Consider the following 21,681-nt stretch of genomic DNA (forward strand, 5'->3'; position numbering starts at 1 on the left):
CATGAGCAAAGCAGCTAACCCGGTATTGAGCATTATCACCGTATGTTTTAATGCAGAGAAATTTATAGAAAGCACCATACAAAGTGTGCTGTCACAAACGTATCCGCATATCGAATACATTATTGTGGATGGAGCCTCCAGAGATAATACCATGGGCGTGGTGGAGAAATACCGTTCCCGTATTGCTACTGTTGTTTCTGAAAAAGACAAAGGCTTGTATGATGCCATGAATAAGGGTATGCAGCTGGCTACCGGGGATTACCTGTTGTTTCTGAATGCAGACGATGTACTGGCAAATGAAGAGGTGATCCATAAAATGTTTGCTACCTGTGCCGATGCAGATGTGTATTACGGTGAGGCCATGTTTATGGATGAAAACGGCGCAGATATCGGTTTGCGATCTGAGCAAACACCTCATAAAGTGCCGGATCAGCTTACGTGGAAAAGTTTAAAACATGGCATGGTAGTGTCGCATCAGGCCTATGTGATTCGGCGTAGTTTAAGCCCGTTATATGATTTGCAGTATAAGGTTTGTGCAGATATAGACTGGATGATCCGTACATTGAAAGCATCCCGCAACATATGCAATACACATGAGGTAGTGGCGCGGTTCAGGGTGGGAGGCACTTCCAAGCAGCATCAGCAGCTGGCCTGGAAGGAACGGTATAAAATACTGAGCCGGTATTATGGACATATTCCCAATTTTGCCCATCATCTGTTTATAGGCTTGCGTTATATTTTTTCGAAGAGATATTGATTTAGCTGTTAGCTTTTAGCTATTAGCTTTTAGGAAATGCAGCGAACGTTTGCTATAAAATGGAAGGCCTGAGCAGATTTGCTCAGGCCTTCCATTTTATAGTTTCCTGTTTTATGCTGTTTTTTGTTTGTCACTTTTGATGTACTGATAGAATTCCCATCCAAAGATGGCAATCACCAGTAACAGTAACGAAATAGAAAAAATGCCGGAAAGCTTCAGACCGGTGAATACTACAGTTGGTTCAAACCGCATTTCAATTTTATGATCACCAGCGGGTATTTTCAAGCCGCGCAGTGCATAGTCGGTGCGGATGATGTCAGTAGGATTGCCATCGATGAACGCTTTCCAGCCTGCAGGGTAGTATATTTCAGAGAACACCCCAAAACCTTCCTGTGGGTTATGTGACACATATTGCAGTTTATTCAGACCATATTTGGTGAGCATGATGGTAGCACTGCTATCTGCGCTTGGTTTGAAGTTGCCCAGCTGTGCGGCAAATCGTTTATCAATAACAGCAGAGTCGCGGGAGTTCAGGTAATCCAGCGTTTTCATTTCTGTATTGGCATCCGGTGCCCAGATGATATCTTTTACAAACCATGCGTTTCCATAAGCGCCCGGATTGCGTTGTGCTACCGGTTGCCCGCTTTTCTGATCAGGTACAATAAAATACTTCGTGTTGAGCATGTTCAGCACGTGCATATTTTGTTTGGAGATCTGATGGGTGATGAGATCCTGGTAGACCCACAATTTCGCAGGGCTGTAGCCGCCGATGTTTTTGTGGAAATAGGAAGGAGATGCATCATCGAACGGTGAGGTAGTGAGATTGAATACACGGTAGTACGGATCCGGATCCTGTTTGATCTGCTGATCAGCAGCGGAAGGTTGCATTACCTGCATATAGCTCATATCATCTACAAAGCTGTCGTTGTTCAGATAATTTTTATCTACCTGTAACAGGTCAATGGCAACAGCAGCGGTGATAATCAGTGCAGCTGTCTGCCATTTTATTTTTGTTTTCAGGAAAGCCCAGATGGCGGCTGCTGCGATGAGGATGAATATCACGGAGCGGAAAGCATCTTTCAACAGCAGGCTGCTGCGATCTTTTTCCAGGGCGCGGATCAGGAGTTTACCATTTTCCTCGCCTCCCATCATTTGAGCGAAGTAGTTGAGCATGCTGGCATCGCTGGCGCTGCTGAATCCTGTAAAGAAATTGCTGATCAGCACAAAGCCTACCAGTATACCACCGGTGATCAGTAATGCTTCTTTCAGTTTTTTCAGTAAGGCCTCTTTGGTCAGTTGGCTGGCTGCCACTTCCTGCAGACCCCAGCATCCCAGGATCACAAAGGTGAGTGAAGGCAGCACCAATGCCTGCGCAGGTGCACGGAACTTATTGTAGAGGGGGAGATGATAGAACAGGAAATCGTTGATGAACGCCATGTTTTTACCCCATGCCAGTATAAAGCCGATGACAGTGACAGCAAGAAGCCACCATTTATGCCAGCTCTTTACTAACAGTAAAGACAATACGAAAAGGAAGCAGATGATAGCGCCTACATAAACAGGGCCGGAAGTACCTTTGGATTGTGCGCCATAGTAAACCGGTAATTTCTGTTGTTCCAGGAACTGATCTACCTGGGCAGCAGGTACTCCGAGACTGATCATTTGCTGGCCGAAATTGGAGCTGCTGCTTAATTTCTGGGCAGAGGAGTTACCAACATAACCAGGAATGAGGAAGGTGCCTGATTCCGCTTTACCGTAGCTCCAGTCATATGCGTAGTCGATATCCAGGCCGGTAGATTTTTTTTGAGCCACATCGCCCTGGTCCAGGGTGAGTTCTGATTTGCTGCCACGCATTGTATAGTCGGTATACTCGCGGAGCATCAACAGGCTATCCATGGAAGTAAGGATAGCCAGTGCGCCGGCAATGGCCAGCAGACCGGATGCTTTAAAGAACTGTGGCAGTTGCTTCTCCCTAAAGGCATGAATAAAGGCACCTATAGCAAGACAGACCACCATGATCAGTGTATAGTAGATGATCTGCAGGTGATTATTGTAGATGAGCATGCCCGTAGCCAATGCGGTTAATGCCGCGCCGGTGAGCAGTTTGCCCCGGTAGGTGAGGATGATACCAGCCAGTACAGCAGGCATCAGGGCAATGTCGAACATTTTGGTGATGTGACCTACGTCTATGATGATGACATTGTAGGAGCAAAATGCAAAGGCAATGGCGCCCATGACGCGGATCCAGTATTTAAAGTCCAGTATGCATAAGAGCAGATACATGCTCATCATGGCCAGGAACAACATATTAACAGGGAAGGGTGTCTTCAACGTGATCACCCAGTTCATGGCTCCTATTTTGTTGGTACCCGGACCGGTGTAAATCACATAGGAAGGCATACCAGAGAACATGCTGTTGGTCCATAAAGGGCGCTCACCGGTTGCTTCATAGTAGTCCTTTGCCTCTTTCGCCATTCCCTCCACATTCTTCATGTCGGCCTGGTTTACAACTTTGCCTTCCAGGACGGGAGAACAATACACAAATGCCAGCAGGAGGAAGATACCTATTGCTGCAAGGTGTGGAAGAATGGCTTTTAGCCAGTTTTGCTTCATCGGATATTTTGGATTTAGTTTTAAAGAAACAAAAATAACTGTAATTTATCCGAAATTTCAATATGCGCTGGATCCGGTTCCTCTTAAAATTTACATTTATATGCAATCTGTGCTTTCTGATCAGTGAAATTCTGCGTATTACCTTATATGATCATGCGTTAGATTCGATCGTGAATCACGTGCTGGTATTGGGTGTGGGGATAGCTTTCCCGTTGAATGGGCTGGTATGTGTGCTGACAGGCTTGCTGTTGTTGTTAAAAAAAATACAATGGAAGACATTGCCTCCCTGGTTATATTTGCTCAACATTGCCATTTTTATATTTCAACTTATAGTTAATTATTAAATGATCAGGAATCTGTTAAACGACAAGCCCACTAAACTGTTCGTCATATTTACCAGTTTTTTTGTGGCCAACGCGCTCATCGCGGAATGTATTGGCGGTAAACTGTTTTCGCTGGAGCAATTATTTGGATTAACGCCACATAAGTTCTCTTTGTTTGGAGAAAGTGGGTTGTCCTACACCTTAACCGCAGGGGTATTATTATGGCCGTTAGAATTTGTGATGACAGATATTGTGAATGAATATTTTGGGCCTAAAGCGGTGCGACGTATTTCTTATATCGCAGTAGCGTTGATTTCCTATGCTTTCATTATGTTCCTGGTGGCCATGAGTGTGCCGGCAGACAGTTGGTGGCTGGGGAGTAAGGCTGCTGATGGTGTTCCGAATATGCAAACGGCATTCACCAGTATTTTCGGACAAGGTATGTGGATCATTCTGGGTAGCTTAACGGCTTTCCTGGTGAGCCAGATTGTGGATGTAACGGTATTTCACCGCATTAAAAAACGTACGGGAGACAAGCATGTATGGCTGAGAGCTACCGGATCTACGATTGTATCACAGCTGGTAGACAGTTTCATTGTGTTATTCATTGCGTTTAAGCTGGGTAATAACTGGAGCTGGCAGCGGGTACTGGCTATTTGTATGGTGAACTACAGCTATAAATTTGTATTGGCCGTGGCACTTACACCGTTGATCTATTTACTGGAACATCAGATAGAACGGTACCTGGGACATGATGTAGCGAAGAAAATGAAGGCAGCCGCCATGGGGAAAGAACATCCTTATGAGGATCCGATGACGAATGATTAGAGCGAAAAGCTGAAAGCTTTTCGCTCTAATCAATATCTTTCTTTAACAATATCCGCTACTACTTTATCAATAGGTAAAGTAACGGCTGCTGCAGAAAACTCATTCCAGTCTATCCAGCGGGCGCGCTCTACTTCTTCGACACCTTCCGGTATGGTAAAATCGAATGGAACGGTACTTACATTTGCGGTAAAAGGTGAGGTGGGCGTTACCAGGTAATAGATAGAGATGATCTGTGTTTCATTATCAAAAGCAGAAATCTGGAAGAAGTCTGTTGTATAGATGTGYTCTACTACTTTTACATCCTGTCCCAGTTCTTCCTGCCACTCTCTTACAATACATTCGAGAGTACCTTCTCCAAATTCCAATCCGCCGCCGGGGAATTTGGTATAGTAACCGCCACGGATATACTCATCACTCACCAGCACCTGTTGCTGATCGTTGATCATGATGCCRTATACTCTTACGTTAAATCCTGTTTGCATATTCAAGTATAGATGAGGGTTAGAACCATTTTTTCTTCATAAAATACCAGCTGATCACTACGGAAATAGCGATAGAAAGAATGACCGGTATATAAAAAGCGTGCATGGTATGCTGATAGGGAATATCTACGTTCATGCCATAGATACTGGCCACCAGCATGGGAAATGTAAGGATAATGGTAATGGAGGTCAAACGCTTCATCACCACATTCAGGTTATTGGAAATGATGCTGGCAAAGGCATCCATGGTACTACTCAGAATGTTGGTATATACGTTGGCCATTTCCAGTGCCTGTGAAGTATCTACAATCAGATCCTGCAGGAATTCCTTTTCATCTTCGTTGAGGCCGAGGAAATTGGTACGTTCCAGTTTCATGAGCAGGAGTTCATTACTGCGGAGGGCAGTAACGAAGTATACGAGGCTTTTCTGGATACGCATAATACCCAGCAGCTCTTCGTTCCGGTTGGAATCGTAGAGTTTAGCTTCCAGCATGTTTCTGCGCTGGTTAATTTCTTTCAGATAATCCAGGAAGTTGATAACTACCTTTTCAAATATTTTCAGTACCATCATATTCCTTTTCTCCGGAGAGCGGTTATGAAAGGTGTTCAGGAATTTTTTGATAGCGGTATTATCGAAAGAATTGACTGTGATGATCTGGTGATGGGTCAGGATAATCACAATCGGAATGGTGATATAGAAGGCTTCACTTTCGTTGATCGAATTGTTTTCGGTGGGGGTTTTCAGTACAATGAGCTTTACATTGTCTTCCAGCTCAAACCTTGATTTTTCGTCAATATCCAGGGAATCCGTGAGGAAGTCGAGGGGAATATCCAACTCCTCCGATAACTGTTCAAATTCGGCCTGTTTAAGGGGAGGGGTAATATTTACCCATACACCGTTTTCCGGCTGTTTTATTTCTACAGTTTTGGAATCTATATTTGTGAAATACTGGATCATCGGGCGCAAAGGTACTTAAAATGTTGAATCATGTTCCCATTTGGTGTAATATTGCAGATTAGGGAATAGTTAATTTTATTTATATATAAATGGGAGTCATAAAACAACAGAGTATAAATTCGACATTGCTGATTTACATTGGGTTTGCGGTGGGCGGTATTAATATTGTTTTCTTATTTCCCCATTTATTCAGTGAGGAACAGTTTGCGCTGACCCGCCTGTTACCTGAAATTGCCATGATCCTGGTACCTGTCTGTACCCTGAGTTCTGTGCCTACTATCAGCCGTTTTTTTCCTTATTATTCCAGTCACCTGAAGGATAAAGATAATGATATGTTAACCTGGGCGCTGCTGGCGACCCTGATAGGGTTTACATTATTTGTGGCGGGTACTGTTTTTTTTAAAGACATGATCATCAACGCTTATATAGAGAAGTCGCCGTTGTTTATCACTTATTTCTACCTGTTATATCCCAACGTTTTTTTATTTGCGGTGTTTGCCATTTTTGAGAGCTATAGCGGTTCCAGGCACCTGTCAGTATTTCCTAACTTCCTGAAGGAGCTGGCAATGCGTTTACTTACCACTGTATTGATTGTAGCTTATTATTTTAAATGGATTGGCATTGATGCTTTTCTGTGGTTATTTTCCCTTTTATATGGTGTATTACTGCTGGCATTACTGGTATACCTGCACCGGCATCATTTTCTGCACTTCACCTTTAAGGTGAGTAAGGTTACGCGTAGATTATCAGGGCGGATGGTTACCTATTCGTTTTCGTTGCTGGGAGCGATCTTATTTTCGTTGCTGGCGAAGAATATAGCGTCGCTGATTCTGGCCAGTACCAAGGGGTTGGGAGATGTGGCCTACCTCACCATTGTCAATTATGTGTCGATGCTGATACTGATTCCGCAACGTAGCATTTCCGCCATTGGCCTGCCGGTATTGGCGCAGGCCTGGAAAGAGCGGGATATGAGGAAGATCGACGAAGTGTATACCAAGTCTTCCCTGCTGCAGTTAATTTATGGATTGTTTATTTTTTTCATTATCTGGCTCAACATCGATAGTTTTTTCAAGTTGTTACCGGAGGCGTACAGTCAGGGTAAATATGTGGTGTTATGCCTGGGCATGGCCAGGGTAATTGATATGGGAACGGGGCTGAATAGCCAGGTGTTGGCTACATCCCGTTTCTGGCGTTATGATTTGTATAGCTCGATAGTTTTGCTGGCGTTGTCTTTCCCGTTAAATTATTTCCTGATTCGTGATTTTGGGATGACGGGTTCCGGTTATGCCGAGTTGATTTCCATATTGGTGTTTAATCTTATCAGGTATGTGTTTATCTGGATGAAATTTGGCTTACAACCTTTTACTGCGAATACTTTGAAAGCAATAGGCGTGGCGCTGATAGCTTATTTTGGTACCATGTGGATCCCGTTTATAATACATCCGTTTATTGATATCGCGATCAGGGGAGCGTTGTTTGCCGTGATATTTGTTTCGCTGATATTGGTGCTTCGGGTGTCTGATGATATTAACAGTACTGTTTATTCAACGATTGATAAGTTGAGAGGCAAGCAATAATGAAGGTGATAAAATAAAACAGCCGCCGTAGAAATGATCTGCGGCGGCTGTTTTATTTTTACAGGAGGCTTGCTTAATTGAGCACCTGCTTCAGCGACTCCAACTTCTCCTCTTCATTAAATAGCCTATCCACAATCGCAATGTTTTTATCAATTGCGGCCTGATCCAACGGCGCAATAAACTGTTTGAAATCTACCTGACCGATTTCTTTGGCGTCAAAAAAAGCGATATCATTTGTTTTTAGGAACTGGTACGTTGTACTATTACTATGAATGAAAATCTTTTTGCCTCGGTACAGCAATGCCCGCATATTTCCAGCCGCCTGGGTACGATAATGGAACATCACTGCTACATCTACCTGTGCCAGTAGTTTATAGTAATCGGCACGCTGGAGGAAGCTGCGTAAGGCTATCACTTTATCGGCTCCGAAGATGCGGATAGCTTCCCTTTCCACGAGGTCGCCATATTTATGGTTGCCATAGTTGAGGGGGATGACCAGCTTAATGGGCATGTCCTTATAGGCAGATAAGGCTTGTAACGCCTCGAGGTGGTTATTGGTGATGGTGTCTGAATTGCCCAACAGGATGGTGGTAATGCTATTATCTTTAGGCGCATTCATTAATGCCTGATCAGCTGCACCAGGCTTTGGATCAACACCGTAATAGAAGTATTTATATGCTGCCGGAGTGGTATAATGATTTAATACCCATTCATAGTCAATATGGCTCCAGTTGAGAAAGAGATTTAATCTTTTAAAAAAGAGTTCCCGGGTGCGGGCTACTTCACGTTCTGGTCCTTTGTAGTTGAAAAAACGTTGGGCGAAAGACGTTAGCACCCTTTTAGGGCGCAAGGGATTGAACTTCAGCGGAGGTCGTTCCTCATTTTTTTCAAAGTATTCCAGACTTAAAGGCCCGTATATCGTTTTTTTGAAGCGAGAGGCAGGAATTTCCACCACATCGCCGCCCCAGAAGAACATGCCCGTTGTAACGTTGGGGGGGAGTTTCAGTACGGCGTTTACGGCCAGATCGGATGCCCAGTGTACAAATACTTTGTCTTTATCCGTCACCTTTTTTAAAATAGCCGTAAAAGCAGGGGTATAAAAGGGAGCAAAGGTTACCAGGCCGGAGTTTACAAATTGCGCTTTATTTTTCCAGTTATCAATGATATATGCATTTTTCCCCGGCGCTACTTTTTCTGCATCCTGAATAAAGCCGTTGATGAACTTGTCGTCGACCATTAAATGATAATTCATGCAATTCTGTTTATACTGCTGCTATGATTGGATAGGATGCCGGATAGTAGCCGTTTTTGCCGGAAGCTCCGGCAAAAACGATCTAAAGCGGGTCTGATTATTTTACGGTAATATCGCCTTCAAATACCAGTGTAGCGGGGCCACAGAGCCAGATTTCGCTGAAGGTGCGTTCTCCGGTTTTAGAGAAACGTACTTCCAGTTGTCCGCCTAAAGTTTGTACGGGAACTGTGTATTCTTTTTCTTCTTTGCCGGCAAAAGTGAGTGCGGCTGCAGTTACGCCGGTACCGCAGGAATAGGTTTCATCTTCCACGCCTCTTTCGTAGGTGCGGACAAAGATGCCACTTTCGAATGGTTGCACGAAGTTGACATTGGTACCTTCTTCGGCAAAGCGTTCGTTGTAGCGGATGCCACGGCCTTCGTTGAAAACATCTACTGCCTGTACATCTTCCACAAATTTTACAAAATGCGGGGAGCCGGTATTCAGGTAATAGTAGAGGGGGCCATGTTCCACATCATGTACATCCGACATTTTCAGGTTTACCCAGCTATCACCATCCATGGTGGCTTCATGTTCACCATCTACTGCAATAAAGTACAGGTTACCGTCGCCTACGCCCATTTTATGCGCAAAGGCAACGAGGCATCTGCCGCCATTGCCGCACATCGTACCTTCGCGGCCATCCGCATTGTAGTATTTCATGGCGAAGTCGTAGTCTTCGCTTTTATTCAGCAACATTAATCCGTCTGCACCGATGCCAAAGCGGCGATCGCACAATTCATTCACCTGTTCGTCTGTAAGCCAGTCGTATTTTCCGTCCCGGTTATCCATGATCACAAAATCATTTCCGGTACCTTGATATTTATAAAAGTGGATATTGTTCATGATGACAAAGATAAAAAAATAAGCAATGCCGCAGCGGGATCTTGTCCGCTATATACCTGCGATAATGCTCAGTCCTTTTTCAATGAGTGCTGCTACTGCTGCGCCGCCATCTTTACTGAATTCCCTGCGGATGCGGTTGGCCACGATGGCGCTGATAGAGAGGCATTCGTGACCCAGTACACGGCCCATACCATAGATGCCGGATGTTTCCATTTCAAAGTTGGTAATGCGGTGTGATTCGTAGGAGAAGCCGGTCAGATTGTCGATCAGGTTGGGATTAGATAAGGTGCCGCGCAGTACCCGGCCCTGTGGTGCATAAAAACCGGGGCAGGTAACGGTGATGCCTGTATGAAAACCATCTCTGAAATGGTCATGCAATTTTCCGGATGCTTCAAAGAGGCATGGGTTGGCGCCGCCGGGTTGCAGGAATACCTGTCCACGGAAGGCTTCCAGCAGTTGTTTTTCGGCGGTGGTATTTTCAAAAGCATAGTAGGGCATCAGGTTGTCGAGGCCCAGGCCATGAGAAGATACCACGAAGCTATCTACAGGAATAGCTTCCTGTAAAGCACCGGAAGTACCCAGGCGTATAATCTGTAATGAAGTGAGTTCGGATTTAACGAGACGGGTGTTGAAATCAATATTTACCAGTGCATCGAGCTCATTGAGCACAATATCGATATTGTCGGTACCGATGCCGGTAGAAACTACAGACAGGCGTTTATTACCGATATAACCGGTATGAGTAACGAACTCCCGGTGTTGAAATTTACCTTCTATTTTATCGAAGTGTTGACTTACTGCACTTACACGGTCGGGGTCACCTACGGTGATGATAGTGTGAGCCAGTTCATCCGGTCTTACGTCCAGGTGATACACCGCTCCGCGGCTGTTGATGATCAGTTCTGATTCTGCAATACGATTATCCATTGTACTAATTTTTATTTTTCACGAATCAACTTTTCCTGTTTTCCAGACTCAATATTCCTTTGTTCTGCCTTATTATCAAAATATTTTTTCAGATATTTTTTAAATAATATTTGGTGGTAATCAGAAATTTACTACTTTTGCAATCCCACAAAACGAATGAGATGTACGCCAGTGGGGGAGTTAAGGCGGACGTTTTGAAATAGATGGTTTCGTGGCCGAGTGGCTAGGCAGAGGTCTGCAAAACCTCGTACAGCGGTTCGAATCCGCTCGAAACCTCTGAAAAGATAAAAGCCGCGTATATCGCGGCTTTTATCTTTTTATACCCATCCTGTAGCAGATTTCAGTCGTTTGGATTAAAAGCGGTAACATGCGTAAGTAATGTTTTATCGGCCAAACGTTTTACCATAGTTTTACCAAGTTACTTTCCTATCATATCTGAGGCTTTATCGCCTTCCGGCTGAAAATAGCAATCCAGGTACTGTAAATGTTCAGGATCTCCGGATCTGCTGCCAGACAAATGCGTAGAAGCTTACTGCTGGCAGGTTTCAGTCGTTAAAAATATTTATTAAAATAGCGGTGATAATGTCAATGTAAAAGGTTATATTGCATCCCCCCGCATCAGGCAGGACGARTAAGCAGGAGGCATGAAATTTATCAATGATATACCAGAGCTATATTACACAGCGTATGTAATTTGATAATGAAGATATCCGGCAGCATTTCTACTAAAAAGAAGTGTTGTCTAAATTTATCCAAGCAAAAAGCCTTCTGCATGCAGAAGGCTTTTTGCGTTTTATATACAATTAAAAGAAGTGGTTATGACAGAGATTATTAAAGTAACCGCCGAAGATTCCAAGCACCTGGACCAGGTGAAGCTGCTTTTCCGCGAATATGCCAATTGGTTAAATGTTGACCTTAGTTTTCAGCAATTTGAAGAAGAGCTGGCACACTTGCCGGGTGTGTATGTACCTCCTGCCGGAGCATTGTTTCTGGCGCAGGTAGATGGAAAGTTGGCCGGCTGTGTGGCGGTTCGGTCATTCGACAACAGTACTGCAGAAATGAAACGCCTTTTTGTAAAGGATGTATTTAAGGGACATGGTGTAGGGAAGGCCCTTGCCAGCGCAGCTATCGAAGAGAGTAAGCGGCTGGGTTATAAACGTATTTTGCTGGATACCCTGGCGCATATGCGACCAGCTATTGATTTATATACTTCATTAGGATTTCAGCCGATAGCGGCGTATTATGATAATCCTATCAGTGATGCGGTGTATTTATCGCTGAATATAGAAGAAGCGACGGTTTAGCTGTTAGCCATTAGCTTTTAGCTTTTAGGAAATGCAGCGAAGACCATGTTATGTTAATCATCCGCTGCATTTCCTAAAAGCTAAAAGCTAAAAGCTAAGGGCTTTACAGCTGCCTGATCCAGATATTTCTATAGCTTACCGGGTTGCCATGATCCTGTAAGGCGATAGACTTAGGGCCATGCTTTACGTAAAAAGGCTTGCCTATGTACTGTGTTTGCCCTTCCAACTCCACATTATTTTGTACCAGCACACCATTTTGTAGTACAGTAGCACGTGCAGGCGATTTCAGAGACCCGTCATCGTTAAAGCGGGGAGCAGTCCAGATCACATCATATGTTTGCCATTCGCCTGGTTTTTTGCAGGCATTTACCAGCGGAATTTTTTGTTTATAGAAGCTGCCGGCTTGGCCATTGGAGTAGGTGCGGTTATTGTAATTATCCAATACCTGCAGTTCATAGTACTCCTGCATAAAAATACCGCTGTTGCCGCGTCCCTGGCTTTCTCCTTTTACTTCAGCAGGTGTGCGCCATTCGATATGCAGTTGAAAATCTTCGAACTGTTGTTTGGTTTTAATAACTCCACCACCTTTTACTACCGTCATCACATCATTTTTCACTTCCCACTTAGCGGGACCTCCTTTTTCTGCTTCCCAGTTATCCAGGTTTTTACCATCGAACAGGATGATGGCATCGGAGGGAGCAGTTAATGTTTCTGTTCCGGCATTAATTACTTTGGGAACCGGCTCCCAAACCTCTGTGGCTTCAGGTTTCATCTGCTCATTGTTTTGCGCCGTTGCGGCAAGGGATAGCAGCGTGCAGGCAGAAAGAAATAACGTACGCATGTGTCTTTTTATTTTTTTAGGTAGATGAAAATGTCGTTGTCGTTTTCGTTTATACGGTCAGGTTAGGAAGCTTATAGCCGTTATGGTATTGCGCTGCTAACAGTTTGTTGGCAGCACGATTGGTAAATTTGCCTTTGGCGTCGTCCCAGTAAACTTTCTGGCCGGTGCGATATGCGATGTTACCCATTTGCGCAGTAGTGGCCACCAGGGCGCCTACCTGTACCGGGGCATGTAGATCATCCAGCTTACGTGATTTCACTACTTCCACAAAATTGGTGGTATGCAGATCGAGGCCGTTGTCCACTGATTTTTGTCTGGGTACGGCTTCCATTTTACCTTTTTCAGGAATCACGTCCCAGCCGCCACGGTCCAGCACCAGGGTACCATTGTTGCCGATAAATGCAATACCGTGATCACGGCCATACGGACCGCCATCGATACCGGTTGCCTGTTCCCACTGAATATTATAGTCTTCAAATTCATATACGGTAGTGAGGGTATCCGGTGTTTCTGCTGCATCATCGGGATAAGCGAACTTACCACCTGCAGCCATAACAGATTTAGGTGCACCTGATTTCATTCCCAGCAGGGCATAATCCAGCAGATGTACACCCCAGTCTGTCATCAGTCCACCGGCATAGTCCCAGTACCAGCGAAAGTTAAAATGGAAGCGGTTTTCGTTGAATGGTCTGGTGGTAGCGGGCCCCAGCCATGATTGGTAGTCTACTCCCGGTGGCGGGGTGCCGTCTGGTTTTACAGGAATGGATTTCATCCAGCCCATATAAGCCCAGGCCTTTACGAGGCGTACTTTGCCCAGTTTACCGGAATGTACAAATTCGATGGCATCTCTGAAATGCTTCTGGCTGCGCTGCCATTGTCCTACCTGTACGGCGCGACTGTGTTGTTGCTGTGCGGCTACCATAGCACGACATTCAATGATGGAGTTGCCCATGGGCTTTTCCACGTATACGTCTTTGCCGGCAGAACAGGCATCTGTCATTTGCAGGCAATGCCAATGATCGGGGGTGCCAATGATCACGGCATCGATGTTTTTATCTTCCAGCAGCTTGCGATAGTCGCTGTAAGCTTTTACTTTGATGCCTTTCTGGGCAAGCTCAGCTACGCGTTTGTCGAGTACATTATTGTCGACATCGCAGAGGGCTACGCATTGTGCTGCCGGGTTTTTCAGCATGGCTGTTAAATCGGCCCAGCCCATTCCATTAATACCAATGGCAGCGATGTTCAGGCGGTCGCTGGCAGCCACGGATCTCAGCGGCAATGCCTGCAGAGAGGCTGGCAGGGCGGATACCAATCCGGCTCCAGCCATCAGCGTAGAAGCAGATTTGATGAAGTTTCTACGGGAATTGTTCATGTAATAAAACGGTTTTGTGGAATTGTGGAATTGACACTTAAATATACAAAATAGGGAAAATTAGCAATGATTTCAGCGAGTTTTTGTCTTACTCAGGATGATGCTGATTTTGTTAAAAAAGCTGAGCGAAGATGAATGTGGATATCCGCATTCATCTTCGCTCAGCTTTTTTAATCCTGTATAATAACATCCGGGAAATCATCAAAATCAGCATCATTCTGAGTAAGACAATCTCCGCGTCTTTATTCTTCTTCCGGTTCTTCGCTATCGCCACCCAGGCTGAAGTTCATCATGGTGCCCAGCAGGTCACTGAAGCGGGTTTCATTTTCCACTACTTTTTTGCTGATGAGTGAATAGGATGATAAGCCATGAAGTACAAATTCCATGAGGAGCAGGGCTTCTTTGTTATTGGCTTTAGGGAATCTGGCTTTAATCAGTTCCTTAAGGCCTTCTACTTTGCTGAGGGTAGCCTCGTATTGTTTATCGCTGACATCCTGTAGTAATTGTACGGCATTGCCTTTGTCGAACCACTGAATAACGCTGCGGTAGGGGTTTTCAGCGGGAGCACCCTGCTTCTTTTTCTTGAAAGAATCGGGGTTAGGGAAATAAAGGGCGAAGAGGGTACGAATGGCTTTGTCGAGCAGGTTATGCGCTACCTGCAGGGGACCTTCCTGTTCGCCTTCGTAAACCAGTTCTATTTTGCCGGTAATAGCAGGAATGATGGCCTGCAAATCGGCTATCCGCACCTGTGTTTCTTTTTCCTTGTTGATGATGGCACGGCGTTCTCCGGCGCTGACAGCGTTTTCGTAGGCAGCGATGGTGAGACGGGCAGACACCCCACTTTTTTTATCTACATATTCACTGGTGCGTGCTTCGAAAGACACCTGTTCAATGAGGCGCTTTACCATGTCGGCGATCTGCACTTTTGTGAGCTGATCCGCGTGTATATCGGCTTCCTGTTCGGTGATGAGCAGGGCGTTTTCGATTGTTTTCGGGTAGTGGGTGATGATCTGGCTTTCGATCCTGTCTTTCAGCGGTGTAACGATAGAGCCACGGTTCGTATAGTCTTCCGGGTTAGCGGTGAAGATAAACAGGATATCCAGTGGCATCCTTACTTTGAAGCCTCTGATCTGTATATCGCCTTCCTGAAGGATATTAAACAGGGATACCTGTATACGTGCCTGCAGATCGGGTAATTCGTTGATCACGAAGATGCCGCGGTTAGAGCGGGGAATGATACCGAAGTGGATCACTCTTTCATCGGCGTAGCTGAGTTTAAGGTTAGCGGCCTTGATAGGGTCAATATCACCCACGAGGTCAGCTACAGAAACATCGGGTGTAGCCAGCTTTTCGCCGTATCGTGCGCTGCTGTGCAGCCATGTGATTGGTGTTTGATCGCCTTTTTCTGCTATGAGGTCGCGCGCGTAGCGTGACAGCGGATTAAAGGGATCGTCATTTACTTCGGAGCCTTCGATGATGGGAATATATTCATCAAGGAGGTCGGTCATTTGCCTGGCCATACGTGTTTTTGCCTGTCCGCGTAAGCCAAGGAAAAGGATGTTATGCCTGGAGAGCAGGGCTCTTTCTGTATCGGGTATTACGGTGTCTTCATAACCGATGATACCTGGGAAGGTACTTTCTTTATCTTTTAATTTTTTAATCAGGTTACGTCTGATCTCTTCTTTTACTGATACTGATTTATAGCCACTTTTTTTAAGTTCGCCTAATGTTTTTATGCTTGTATTCATCTTCTATAATTACGAATTACAAATTACGGATTACGGTTTGTGAATGAGATGTTACGGATCTCTTAATAGAATTTTCTTTTACCGCTTTCAAAATCGCGGAAGAGAAATTGTCCCAGTTTGTCTGTGCCGGAAAAGAAGGCTTTACCGTTGTTGGTTTCGGTAAATTCCTGAACGAACTTTTGCAGCCATGGATCGGTGGCTACCATGAAGGTAGTAATGGGTATTTTCAATTTTTTGCATTGTGCGGCCAGGTTGAGGGTACGGTTCAGTATTTTCCTGTCGAGGCCGAAGCTGTTTTTATAATATTGAGATCCTATTTTCAGGCAGGTGGGTTTGCCGTCGGTGATCATAAATATTTGTTTGTTAGGGTTTCGCCGGCGGCGGAGCAGGTCCATAGCCAGTTCCAGGCCAGCAACGGTATTGGTATGGAAAGGCCCTACCTGCAGATAGGGGAGATCCTTGATTTCGATCTGCCACGCATCATTTCCGAATACGATGATGTCGAGGGTATCTTTGGGATACCGGGTGGTGATCAGTTCTGCCAGGGCCATGGCCACCTTTTTGGCGGGTGTGATCCTGTCTTCTCCATAAAGGATCATGGAGTGGGAGATATCGATCATCAGGGCGGTAGACGTTTGTGTTTTGAAATCCGTTTCTTTCACCTCCAGGTCGTCCTGGCTGATGGAGAAACTGTCTATGCCGTGATTGATCTGGGCGTTGCGGATGGAGGCGGTAATGTCCAACTGGTCCACGCCATCGCCGAATTCGAATGGGCGTGTTTCGGCATTGAGCTCATCGCCCATACCGGATTTGCGGACATTATGATTGCCGGTGGCCGACTTCTTCAGTTTGCCGAAGATTTCTTCCAATGCGTTTTTACGGATGGTTTGTTCCGCTTTGGAAGTAAGTTCCACGGTACCGCTTTCCTCGTTTTCGCGAAGATATCCTTTGTCTTTCAGCTCCTGTATAAAGTCGCCGATCCCATAATCCTGGTTAGTAAGATTATATTCCTTATCCAGCTCAGTGAGCCACTGTAGCGCTTCTGAAACATCTCCACTGGTGTAGGTGAGGAGTTGGGTAAAAAGGTCCAGTAGTTTCTGGAAAGGTGGTTTTTTATTTTCGTCCGGGTTGAACCTGGTAAATTGTATTCCTCTCATAGCACGTCTTCTGAATTAAATTTACCACTTTTCGGTTAGAAAGTACACCCTGTTGCGGAGAGCTTGATGGGAGCGCCTTCGGCGCTTGTCTTTAACAGGATTATACTGATCCTGCTAAAGACAAGCGCCGAAGGCGACCTCCTCCGCTGCAATTTCTTGCGTGAAAACTTGCATTTTATCCTGAAAGCAACTACTTTCAATCATCAAAAAAATATTCATATGAAAAAACTGAGAAATGCATTGATGCTGGCAGGCGGATTAGCAGTTGCATTATTTGCAAAATCTGCGGCTGGGCAAGCCAGGGCAGATGCATTGGGCTGGAAGCTGGGAGCGCAGGCATGGACATTCAATCATTTTACGTTAGCAGAAGCGCTGGATAAAATGGATAGCTGCGGCATCCAGTATGTGGAAGCTTTTCCAGGCCAGGTGATTGGTGGTGGTATTGAAGGTAAATTTGATTACCACATGTCACCGGAACAGCAGGAAAAGGTGAAATCTTTATTTAAAAAGAAACACAAAGTGCTGATGGCATTTGGTGTAGTAGTACCAGGATCTGCAGCAGAATGGCGCATGTTGTTTGATTTCGCCAACAGAATGGGTATTCAGAGCATCACTTCCGAACCTAAGGAAGAAGACCTGGATCTGATTTCTTCCCTGTGTGACCAGTACAATATTAAACTGGCGATCCACGATCATCCTAAACCAAGTCATTACTGGAATCCTGAAATTGTGCTGGCAGCTATCAAAGGCAGAAGCAAATTAATGGGCGCCTGCGCGGATATTGGCCACTGGGTGCGCTCAGGTCTGGATCCGGTAGAATGTATTAAAAAACTGGAAGGTCATATTGTAAGCCTGCACTTTAAAGATCTGAACGATAAATCTGCAGACTCACATGATGTTATCTGGGGTAACGGTGTTAGCCAGATGCCTAAAGTACTGGAAACACTGAAGAATCAGAAGTTCAAAGGATTGTTTTCTGCTGAATATGAGTATAACTGGGATAACAATGTGCCAGAAGTGAAAGCCAGTGCTGCTTTCTGGAGAACAATGGTGTCTAACCTGTAATTAACTTTTCATCCCCGGGATGATGTGGTCCGGAGATAACGGTGATGATTCACCGGGATCTCCGGATTTTTTATTGTTGCCGGAAGAGGAGGGGTTTGCCTTTGGCAGGATTAGACTGATGTAGATGATTGGTATTGTTGTTAGCGTATTGTTGAACGCGCCCGGCGAAGGTTAACTTCTCCCGAAGGGAAATTAAAAACAGGGGAGATGGTAGTCAGCAGGACTTCTCCCGAAGGGAAACTATAACAGGTAGTATATAAAAAAGGAAAGCCCATACCGTTACTGGTATGGGCTTTCCTTTTTTCGGCAGATGATTACTTCGAAGTATCTTCTGCAGCTGGTACAGCGTTAGAATCTTCTGTATTCATTTGTATTACGCCTTCTTTATTTCTTTTAGTGCCGTTTACACCATAGTCAGATTTCATCTGGTGTAACCAGGTAATGAACTGTTGTGCATTCTGGCCATCGCGTTGTAAGTCGTTGGTCATTTTGCTGGCAGGCAGTTGTGCATAGTAGCGCAGCTGTTGCTCGCAATCTCTGATCACTTTGTCTGCCAGTTCATCTGCCCTCTTCGCATCACCCGCTATGTAATAAGCGTAGATGGTTTGGATGGAGGTATAGTTGTGCATGTTGCCCGGAGTAGTCATTGCATACGGGAAGTTAGTTTCCAGTATACCTTTATCCATATAATGAAGCACATTCAGGGCGCTGTCTTTCGACATACCATTCTGTGTCATGGCTACAGACAATTTAGTAAATGCCTGACGGAGGTACATGATCATTTTCCTGTTGGGCTCATCGAAGTAGGTACCGCGGGTTTGTGCGCCACCGAACTCAAATTTGTGCATCAGGTTATCATACATCACGCCTACGTTCGCATTGATATCCATGCCTAGCGGATCAGCAGCTGTTTGCTTAGCCAATGGCACGAGGTGATAAGTCAGACCATCTGTTTGCATATATTCATTCAGGCCAAGATCTGTAGGGCTGGTAAAGTAGATAGGTCTTTTCCAGTTGTTGGCAGAAATGATGTCATATACGGCGAGGTCATTTTTCAGCAGGTAGTTTTTAGTGATTTTGAAAGGCATGGAAGGTAAAATCTTCGCACTGTCTTTCGCTGCCACCACACCATTTGCGAGAATAGCCTGTTTGTCTACCGGAATATACAACTGACGGGTAGGCAGGAAGTTTTCTGCACCACCATCCTGTGTAGTCACTTTACTGTTAGGATCATCGCTTCCCATGAAGTTCATGATCTCGATCAGGTTAAAGGACTTGTTGGCAGGAATATTACCCGGATCGAAGAAGCGGATGTAGTTGCGGTTTTCGCCCTGGTATTTATCAGCAGACCAGGTCATTGGAATAGCCGGACTTTCATTTACGGCTCTGCGCATCTGATCAATGTACCAGTCAACGCCGAGGAGACTCAGGTTGATCACGCGGATATCCGGACGGATGCCTTCTACTTCCTGTGCGTACCAGAGCGGATAAGTATCGTTATCACCTACGGTAAACAGGATCGCATTTTTCTGGCAGGATTCCAGGTAGTCTTTCGCCACGTCTCTTGCCACGTACTTGGTAGAACGATCGTGGTCATCCCATTCCTGGAATGCCATGAGTACCGGTACTGCCAGTAAACAGATGGCGGTAGCCAGAACAGGACTAGCGGCGCCTTTAATTTTCTTTCTCAGGAAACTGTAGGCCGACAATACTCCTAAGCCAATCCAGATCGCATATGCGTAGAAAGAGCCTACAAAAGCGTAGTCACGTTCACGCGGCTGGTTACCGGGTTGGTTCAGGTAAATAATGATCGCAAAACCCGTAAAGAAGAACAGCAGGGATACAATGAGGGTATCTTTCCTGTGGTTATTATATTGATAGAAGAAGCCCAGCAGACCGAGAATGAACGGCAGGAAGAACAGGGTGTTGTGTGCCTTGTTATCTTTCAGACTGTCCGGCAACATGCCCTGGTCGCCATAAATCAGGTTATCTATAAAAGGAATACCGGAAATCCAGTTACCATCGCGTACGTTACCGTAGCCTTGTGTATCATTTTGTTTACCGGCAAAGTTCCACATGAAGTAGCGGAAGTACATAAAGTTTACCTGGTATTGGAGGAAGAACTTCACGTTATCCACCAAGCCTGGTTTTTCGCCCTGTTGTAATCCCAGCCAGGATTTATAGAAGTCAGCATGACCCTGATCATTGCTGGCATCCCATACACGTGGGAACAGCATCATGTCTTCGGGTGCATATACCGGATCCATTTTTTTACCAGCTACCACATAATTCTTAGGACCACGTGCGTAGATGTTGCCACCTTCTTTGTATTCAACCGGACGAGCCGTAAATACCTGACCATAGATCAGCGGGAAATCACCGTATTGTTCACGACCCAGGTAACCTACCAGGGAAATGGGGTTGTCTACATTATACATATCTACTGAAGGATTGGCAGTAGAACGTACCATGGTAGTAATATAAGTAGAGTAGCCCAGCAGCATGAACAGCACGAAAGTGATCGTGAGGCGGCTGAAATGGGTGGCTTTGGCGAAATCTGTTTTTATACCCACCACTTTCATGAGGTAAGGGATAGCCACAAAGAACGCTGCCAGTACAAATTTGAAGAAGATAACCCCGCCGCTGGCATCATTAAATGCAGGTACCAGGATAACGGTGGCGATTACGATGAAAGGCGCGTACAGGCCGAATTTCGGTTTTCTGTAACCAATCGCCAGTATTGCTATAATCAACAGGAAATAGAAGATAAATCCGGAGAAATATCCCATTCCGAGGGTGTTTACGAAGAATACGTCCATGTATCCGGAGGCCTTAACAGTATCCTGGATCAGGTATTTCTGTACCAGACCAGTGATACCACAACCAGCTACAAACGCCCAGAAAGTACCCCATCCGGTTACTTTGAAGCGTCTGAAGTAGTACACCATTACCATGGCGGGGATGGTGAGGAGGTTAAGGAGATGGACACCGATAGAGAGTCCCAGCAGGTAGCCGATCAATACGATCCAGCGGTCTGCATAAGGTTCATCGGCTTCATGTTCCCATTTCAGGATCGCCCAGAAAACGATGGCGGTAAAGAAAGAGGACATGCCATATACTTCACCTTCAACGGCGGAAAACCAGAATGAATCGGAAAAGGTATAAGCCAGTGCACCTACGGCACCAGCACCCATGATGGCAATCATTTTTTCCTGTGAAATTTCTTCACCGGCTTTCACCATCAGTCGGCGTGCGAAGTGGGTGATGGTCCAGAACAGGAACAAAATAGTGAAACCACTGGCCAGGGCAGTCATGGTATTAACGCCCAATGCAGCCTGAGAAGGTTTCAGGAACATACTAAACAATCTTCCAAGCAACACGAACAACGGTGCTCCGGGCGGATGTGGAACCTGTACTTTGTAGGCACTTGAAATAAACTCGCCGCAGTCCCACAAGCTGCCTGTAGCTTCCATCGTTTTAATGTAAACAAAGCAGGCAATGATGCAGATGACCCAGCCGACCATGTTGTTGGTCCTTTTAAAATTCATAAGGTTGTTTTAAGGTCCGACAAAAATATAAAAAACAGCAAATTAT

The 21,681-nt window shown here is 45.3% G+C and carries 16 protein-coding genes and 1 tRNA gene; 6 read left to right on the top strand and 11 right to left on the bottom strand.

The window, feature by feature from the left end; genetic code table 11:
• Position 1 precedes the first annotated feature (1 nt).
• Positions 2 to 757, top strand: coding sequence for a glycosyltransferase family 2 protein (locus AC1DP6_RS31380; RefSeq protein WP_477058414.1), 756 nt, complete (start codon positions 2 to 4; stop codon positions 755 to 757).
• A gap of 111 nt (positions 758 to 868) precedes the next feature.
• Here the strand turns inward: AC1DP6_RS31380 and AC1DP6_RS31385 are convergent, their stop codons facing one another.
• Positions 869 to 3,370, bottom strand: a complete 2,502-nt coding sequence (locus AC1DP6_RS31385; RefSeq protein ID WP_477024083.1) for a YfhO family protein — start codon at positions 3,368 to 3,370, stop codon at positions 869 to 871.
• A 344-nt stretch (positions 3,371 to 3,714) separates the two neighbouring features.
• Between AC1DP6_RS31385 and AC1DP6_RS31390 the strand changes: the two genes are divergently transcribed.
• Positions 3,715 to 4,521 carry a queuosine precursor transporter gene (locus AC1DP6_RS31390; RefSeq protein ID WP_477024081.1) on the top strand — a complete coding sequence of 269 codons (807 nt, stop codon included), beginning with the start codon at positions 3,715 to 3,717 and terminating at the stop codon, positions 4,519 to 4,521.
• A 29-nt stretch (positions 4,522 to 4,550) separates the two neighbouring features.
• On the opposite strand, the gene AC1DP6_RS31395 is transcribed toward AC1DP6_RS31390, so the two are convergent.
• Positions 4,551 to 5,003 (bottom strand): NUDIX domain-containing protein, encoded by a 453-nt coding sequence (locus AC1DP6_RS31395; protein ID WP_477024080.1) that lies wholly within the window; start codon positions 5,001 to 5,003, stop codon positions 4,551 to 4,553.
• Positions 5,004 to 5,022: 19 nt separating this feature from the next.
• The gene (locus tag AC1DP6_RS31400) at positions 5,023 to 5,961 is read right to left on the bottom strand and encodes a magnesium transporter CorA family protein (RefSeq protein WP_441576281.1); all 939 of its coding nucleotides are present in this window, start codon (positions 5,959 to 5,961) and stop codon (positions 5,023 to 5,025) included.
• Between the two features lie 125 nt (positions 5,962 to 6,086).
• On the opposite strand from AC1DP6_RS31400, the gene AC1DP6_RS31405 reads away from it, so the two are divergent.
• Entirely contained in the window at positions 6,087 to 7,538 is a 1,452-nt protein-coding gene (locus AC1DP6_RS31405) for a hypothetical protein (protein WP_477058415.1), read from the top strand.
• A gap of 73 nt (positions 7,539 to 7,611) precedes the next feature.
• Here AC1DP6_RS31405 and AC1DP6_RS31410 read toward each other — a convergent pair whose 3' ends face one another.
• The 3 genes from AC1DP6_RS31410 to AC1DP6_RS31420 all read right to left on the bottom strand — a co-directional run bounded on the left by AC1DP6_RS31410 (position 7,612) and on the right by AC1DP6_RS31420 (position 10,600).
• A complete protein-coding gene (locus tag AC1DP6_RS31410; protein ID WP_477058416.1) occupies positions 7,612 to 8,790 on the bottom strand; it encodes a TDP-N-acetylfucosamine:lipid II N-acetylfucosaminyltransferase family protein in 1,179 nt (392 codons plus the stop codon).
• A 97-nt stretch (positions 8,791 to 8,887) separates the two neighbouring features.
• Complete coding sequence (gene dapF / locus AC1DP6_RS31415; protein WP_477024077.1) at positions 8,888 to 9,673, bottom strand: diaminopimelate epimerase; 786 nt, start codon at positions 9,671 to 9,673, stop codon at positions 8,888 to 8,890.
• Between the two features lie 48 nt (positions 9,674 to 9,721).
• The gene (locus tag AC1DP6_RS31420; RefSeq protein WP_477024076.1) at positions 9,722 to 10,600 is read right to left on the bottom strand and encodes a nucleoside phosphorylase; all 879 of its coding nucleotides are present in this window, start codon (positions 10,598 to 10,600) and stop codon (positions 9,722 to 9,724) included.
• A 205-nt stretch (positions 10,601 to 10,805) separates the two neighbouring features.
• On the opposite strand from AC1DP6_RS31420, the gene AC1DP6_RS31425 reads away from it, so the two are divergent.
• A tRNA-Cys gene (locus tag AC1DP6_RS31425) sits at positions 10,806 to 10,876 on the top strand.
• A gap of 542 nt (positions 10,877 to 11,418) precedes the next feature.
• Positions 11,419 to 11,904: a GNAT family N-acetyltransferase gene (locus tag AC1DP6_RS31430; protein ID WP_477024075.1), complete on the top strand. Its 486-nt coding sequence runs from the start codon at positions 11,419 to 11,421 to the stop codon at positions 11,902 to 11,904.
• A gap of 103 nt (positions 11,905 to 12,007) precedes the next feature.
• On the opposite strand, the gene AC1DP6_RS31435 is transcribed toward AC1DP6_RS31430, so the two are convergent.
• The 4 genes from AC1DP6_RS31435 to AC1DP6_RS31450 form a co-directional block, all read right to left on the bottom strand.
• Complete coding sequence (locus tag AC1DP6_RS31435) at positions 12,008 to 12,745, bottom strand: 3-keto-disaccharide hydrolase (RefSeq protein ID WP_477058417.1); 738 nt, start codon at positions 12,743 to 12,745, stop codon at positions 12,008 to 12,010.
• Between the two features lie 49 nt (positions 12,746 to 12,794).
• Positions 12,795 to 14,117, bottom strand: a complete 1,323-nt coding sequence (locus AC1DP6_RS31440) for a Gfo/Idh/MocA family protein (RefSeq protein WP_477058418.1) — start codon at positions 14,115 to 14,117, stop codon at positions 12,795 to 12,797.
• A 242-nt stretch (positions 14,118 to 14,359) separates the two neighbouring features.
• Entirely contained in the window at positions 14,360 to 15,865 is a 1,506-nt protein-coding gene (locus AC1DP6_RS31445) for a sigma 54-interacting transcriptional regulator (protein ID WP_441576289.1), read from the bottom strand.
• 62 nt (positions 15,866 to 15,927) lie between these two features.
• Entirely contained in the window at positions 15,928 to 17,022 is a 1,095-nt protein-coding gene (locus tag AC1DP6_RS31450) for a vWA domain-containing protein (RefSeq protein WP_477058419.1), read from the bottom strand.
• Positions 17,023 to 17,241: 219 nt separating this feature from the next.
• Between AC1DP6_RS31450 and AC1DP6_RS31455 the strand changes: the two genes are divergently transcribed.
• Positions 17,242 to 18,087, top strand: coding sequence for a sugar phosphate isomerase/epimerase family protein (locus AC1DP6_RS31455; RefSeq protein WP_441576291.1), 846 nt, complete (start codon positions 17,242 to 17,244; stop codon positions 18,085 to 18,087).
• Between the two features lie 314 nt (positions 18,088 to 18,401).
• Here AC1DP6_RS31455 and AC1DP6_RS31460 read toward each other — a convergent pair whose 3' ends face one another.
• Positions 18,402 to 21,635 carry a glycosyltransferase family 117 protein gene (locus tag AC1DP6_RS31460; RefSeq protein ID WP_477024072.1) on the bottom strand — a complete coding sequence of 1,078 codons (3,234 nt, stop codon included), beginning with the start codon at positions 21,633 to 21,635 and terminating at the stop codon, positions 18,402 to 18,404.
• Positions 21,636 to 21,681: the final 46 nt, after the last annotated feature.

The organism is Chitinophaga sp. 01L420 (assembly GCF_056399985.1).

What these genes read in the sequence shown, in the direction of transcription:
- AC1DP6_RS31460 (WP_477024072.1), bottom strand. Translation starts at nt 21,635, where the DNA reads ATGAATTTTAAAAGGACCAACAACATGGTCGGCTGGGTCATCTGCATC.
- dapF (WP_477024077.1), bottom strand. Translation starts at nt 9,673, where the DNA reads ATGAACAATATCCACTTTTATAAATATCAAGGTACCGGAAATGATTTT.
- AC1DP6_RS31390 (WP_477024081.1), top strand. Translation starts at nt 3,715, where the DNA reads ATGATCAGGAATCTGTTAAACGACAAGCCCACTAAACTGTTCGTCATA.
- AC1DP6_RS31400 (WP_441576281.1), bottom strand. Translation starts at nt 5,961, where the DNA reads ATGATCCAGTATTTCACAAATATAGATTCCAAAACTGTAGAAATAAAA.
- AC1DP6_RS31385 (WP_477024083.1), bottom strand. Translation starts at nt 3,370, where the DNA reads ATGAAGCAAAACTGGCTAAAAGCCATTCTTCCACACCTTGCAGCAATA.
- AC1DP6_RS31420 (WP_477024076.1), bottom strand. Translation starts at nt 10,600, where the DNA reads ATGGATAATCGTATTGCAGAATCAGAACTGATCATCAACAGCCGCGGA.
- AC1DP6_RS31445 (WP_441576289.1), bottom strand. Translation starts at nt 15,865, where the DNA reads ATGAATACAAGCATAAAAACATTAGGCGAACTTAAAAAAAGTGGCTAT.
- AC1DP6_RS31435 (WP_477058417.1), bottom strand. Translation starts at nt 12,745, where the DNA reads ATGCGTACGTTATTTCTTTCTGCCTGCACGCTGCTATCCCTTGCCGCA.
- AC1DP6_RS31380 (WP_477058414.1), top strand. Translation starts at nt 2, where the DNA reads ATGAGCAAAGCAGCTAACCCGGTATTGAGCATTATCACCGTATGTTTT.
- AC1DP6_RS31440 (WP_477058418.1), bottom strand. Translation starts at nt 14,117, where the DNA reads ATGAACAATTCCCGTAGAAACTTCATCAAATCTGCTTCTACGCTGATG.
- AC1DP6_RS31455 (WP_441576291.1), top strand. Translation starts at nt 17,242, where the DNA reads ATGAAAAAACTGAGAAATGCATTGATGCTGGCAGGCGGATTAGCAGTT.
- AC1DP6_RS31410 (WP_477058416.1), bottom strand. Translation starts at nt 8,790, where the DNA reads ATGAATTATCATTTAATGGTCGACGACAAGTTCATCAACGGCTTTATT.
- AC1DP6_RS31450 (WP_477058419.1), bottom strand. Translation starts at nt 17,022, where the DNA reads ATGAGAGGAATACAATTTACCAGGTTCAACCCGGACGAAAATAAAAAA.
- AC1DP6_RS31430 (WP_477024075.1), top strand. Translation starts at nt 11,419, where the DNA reads ATGACAGAGATTATTAAAGTAACCGCCGAAGATTCCAAGCACCTGGAC.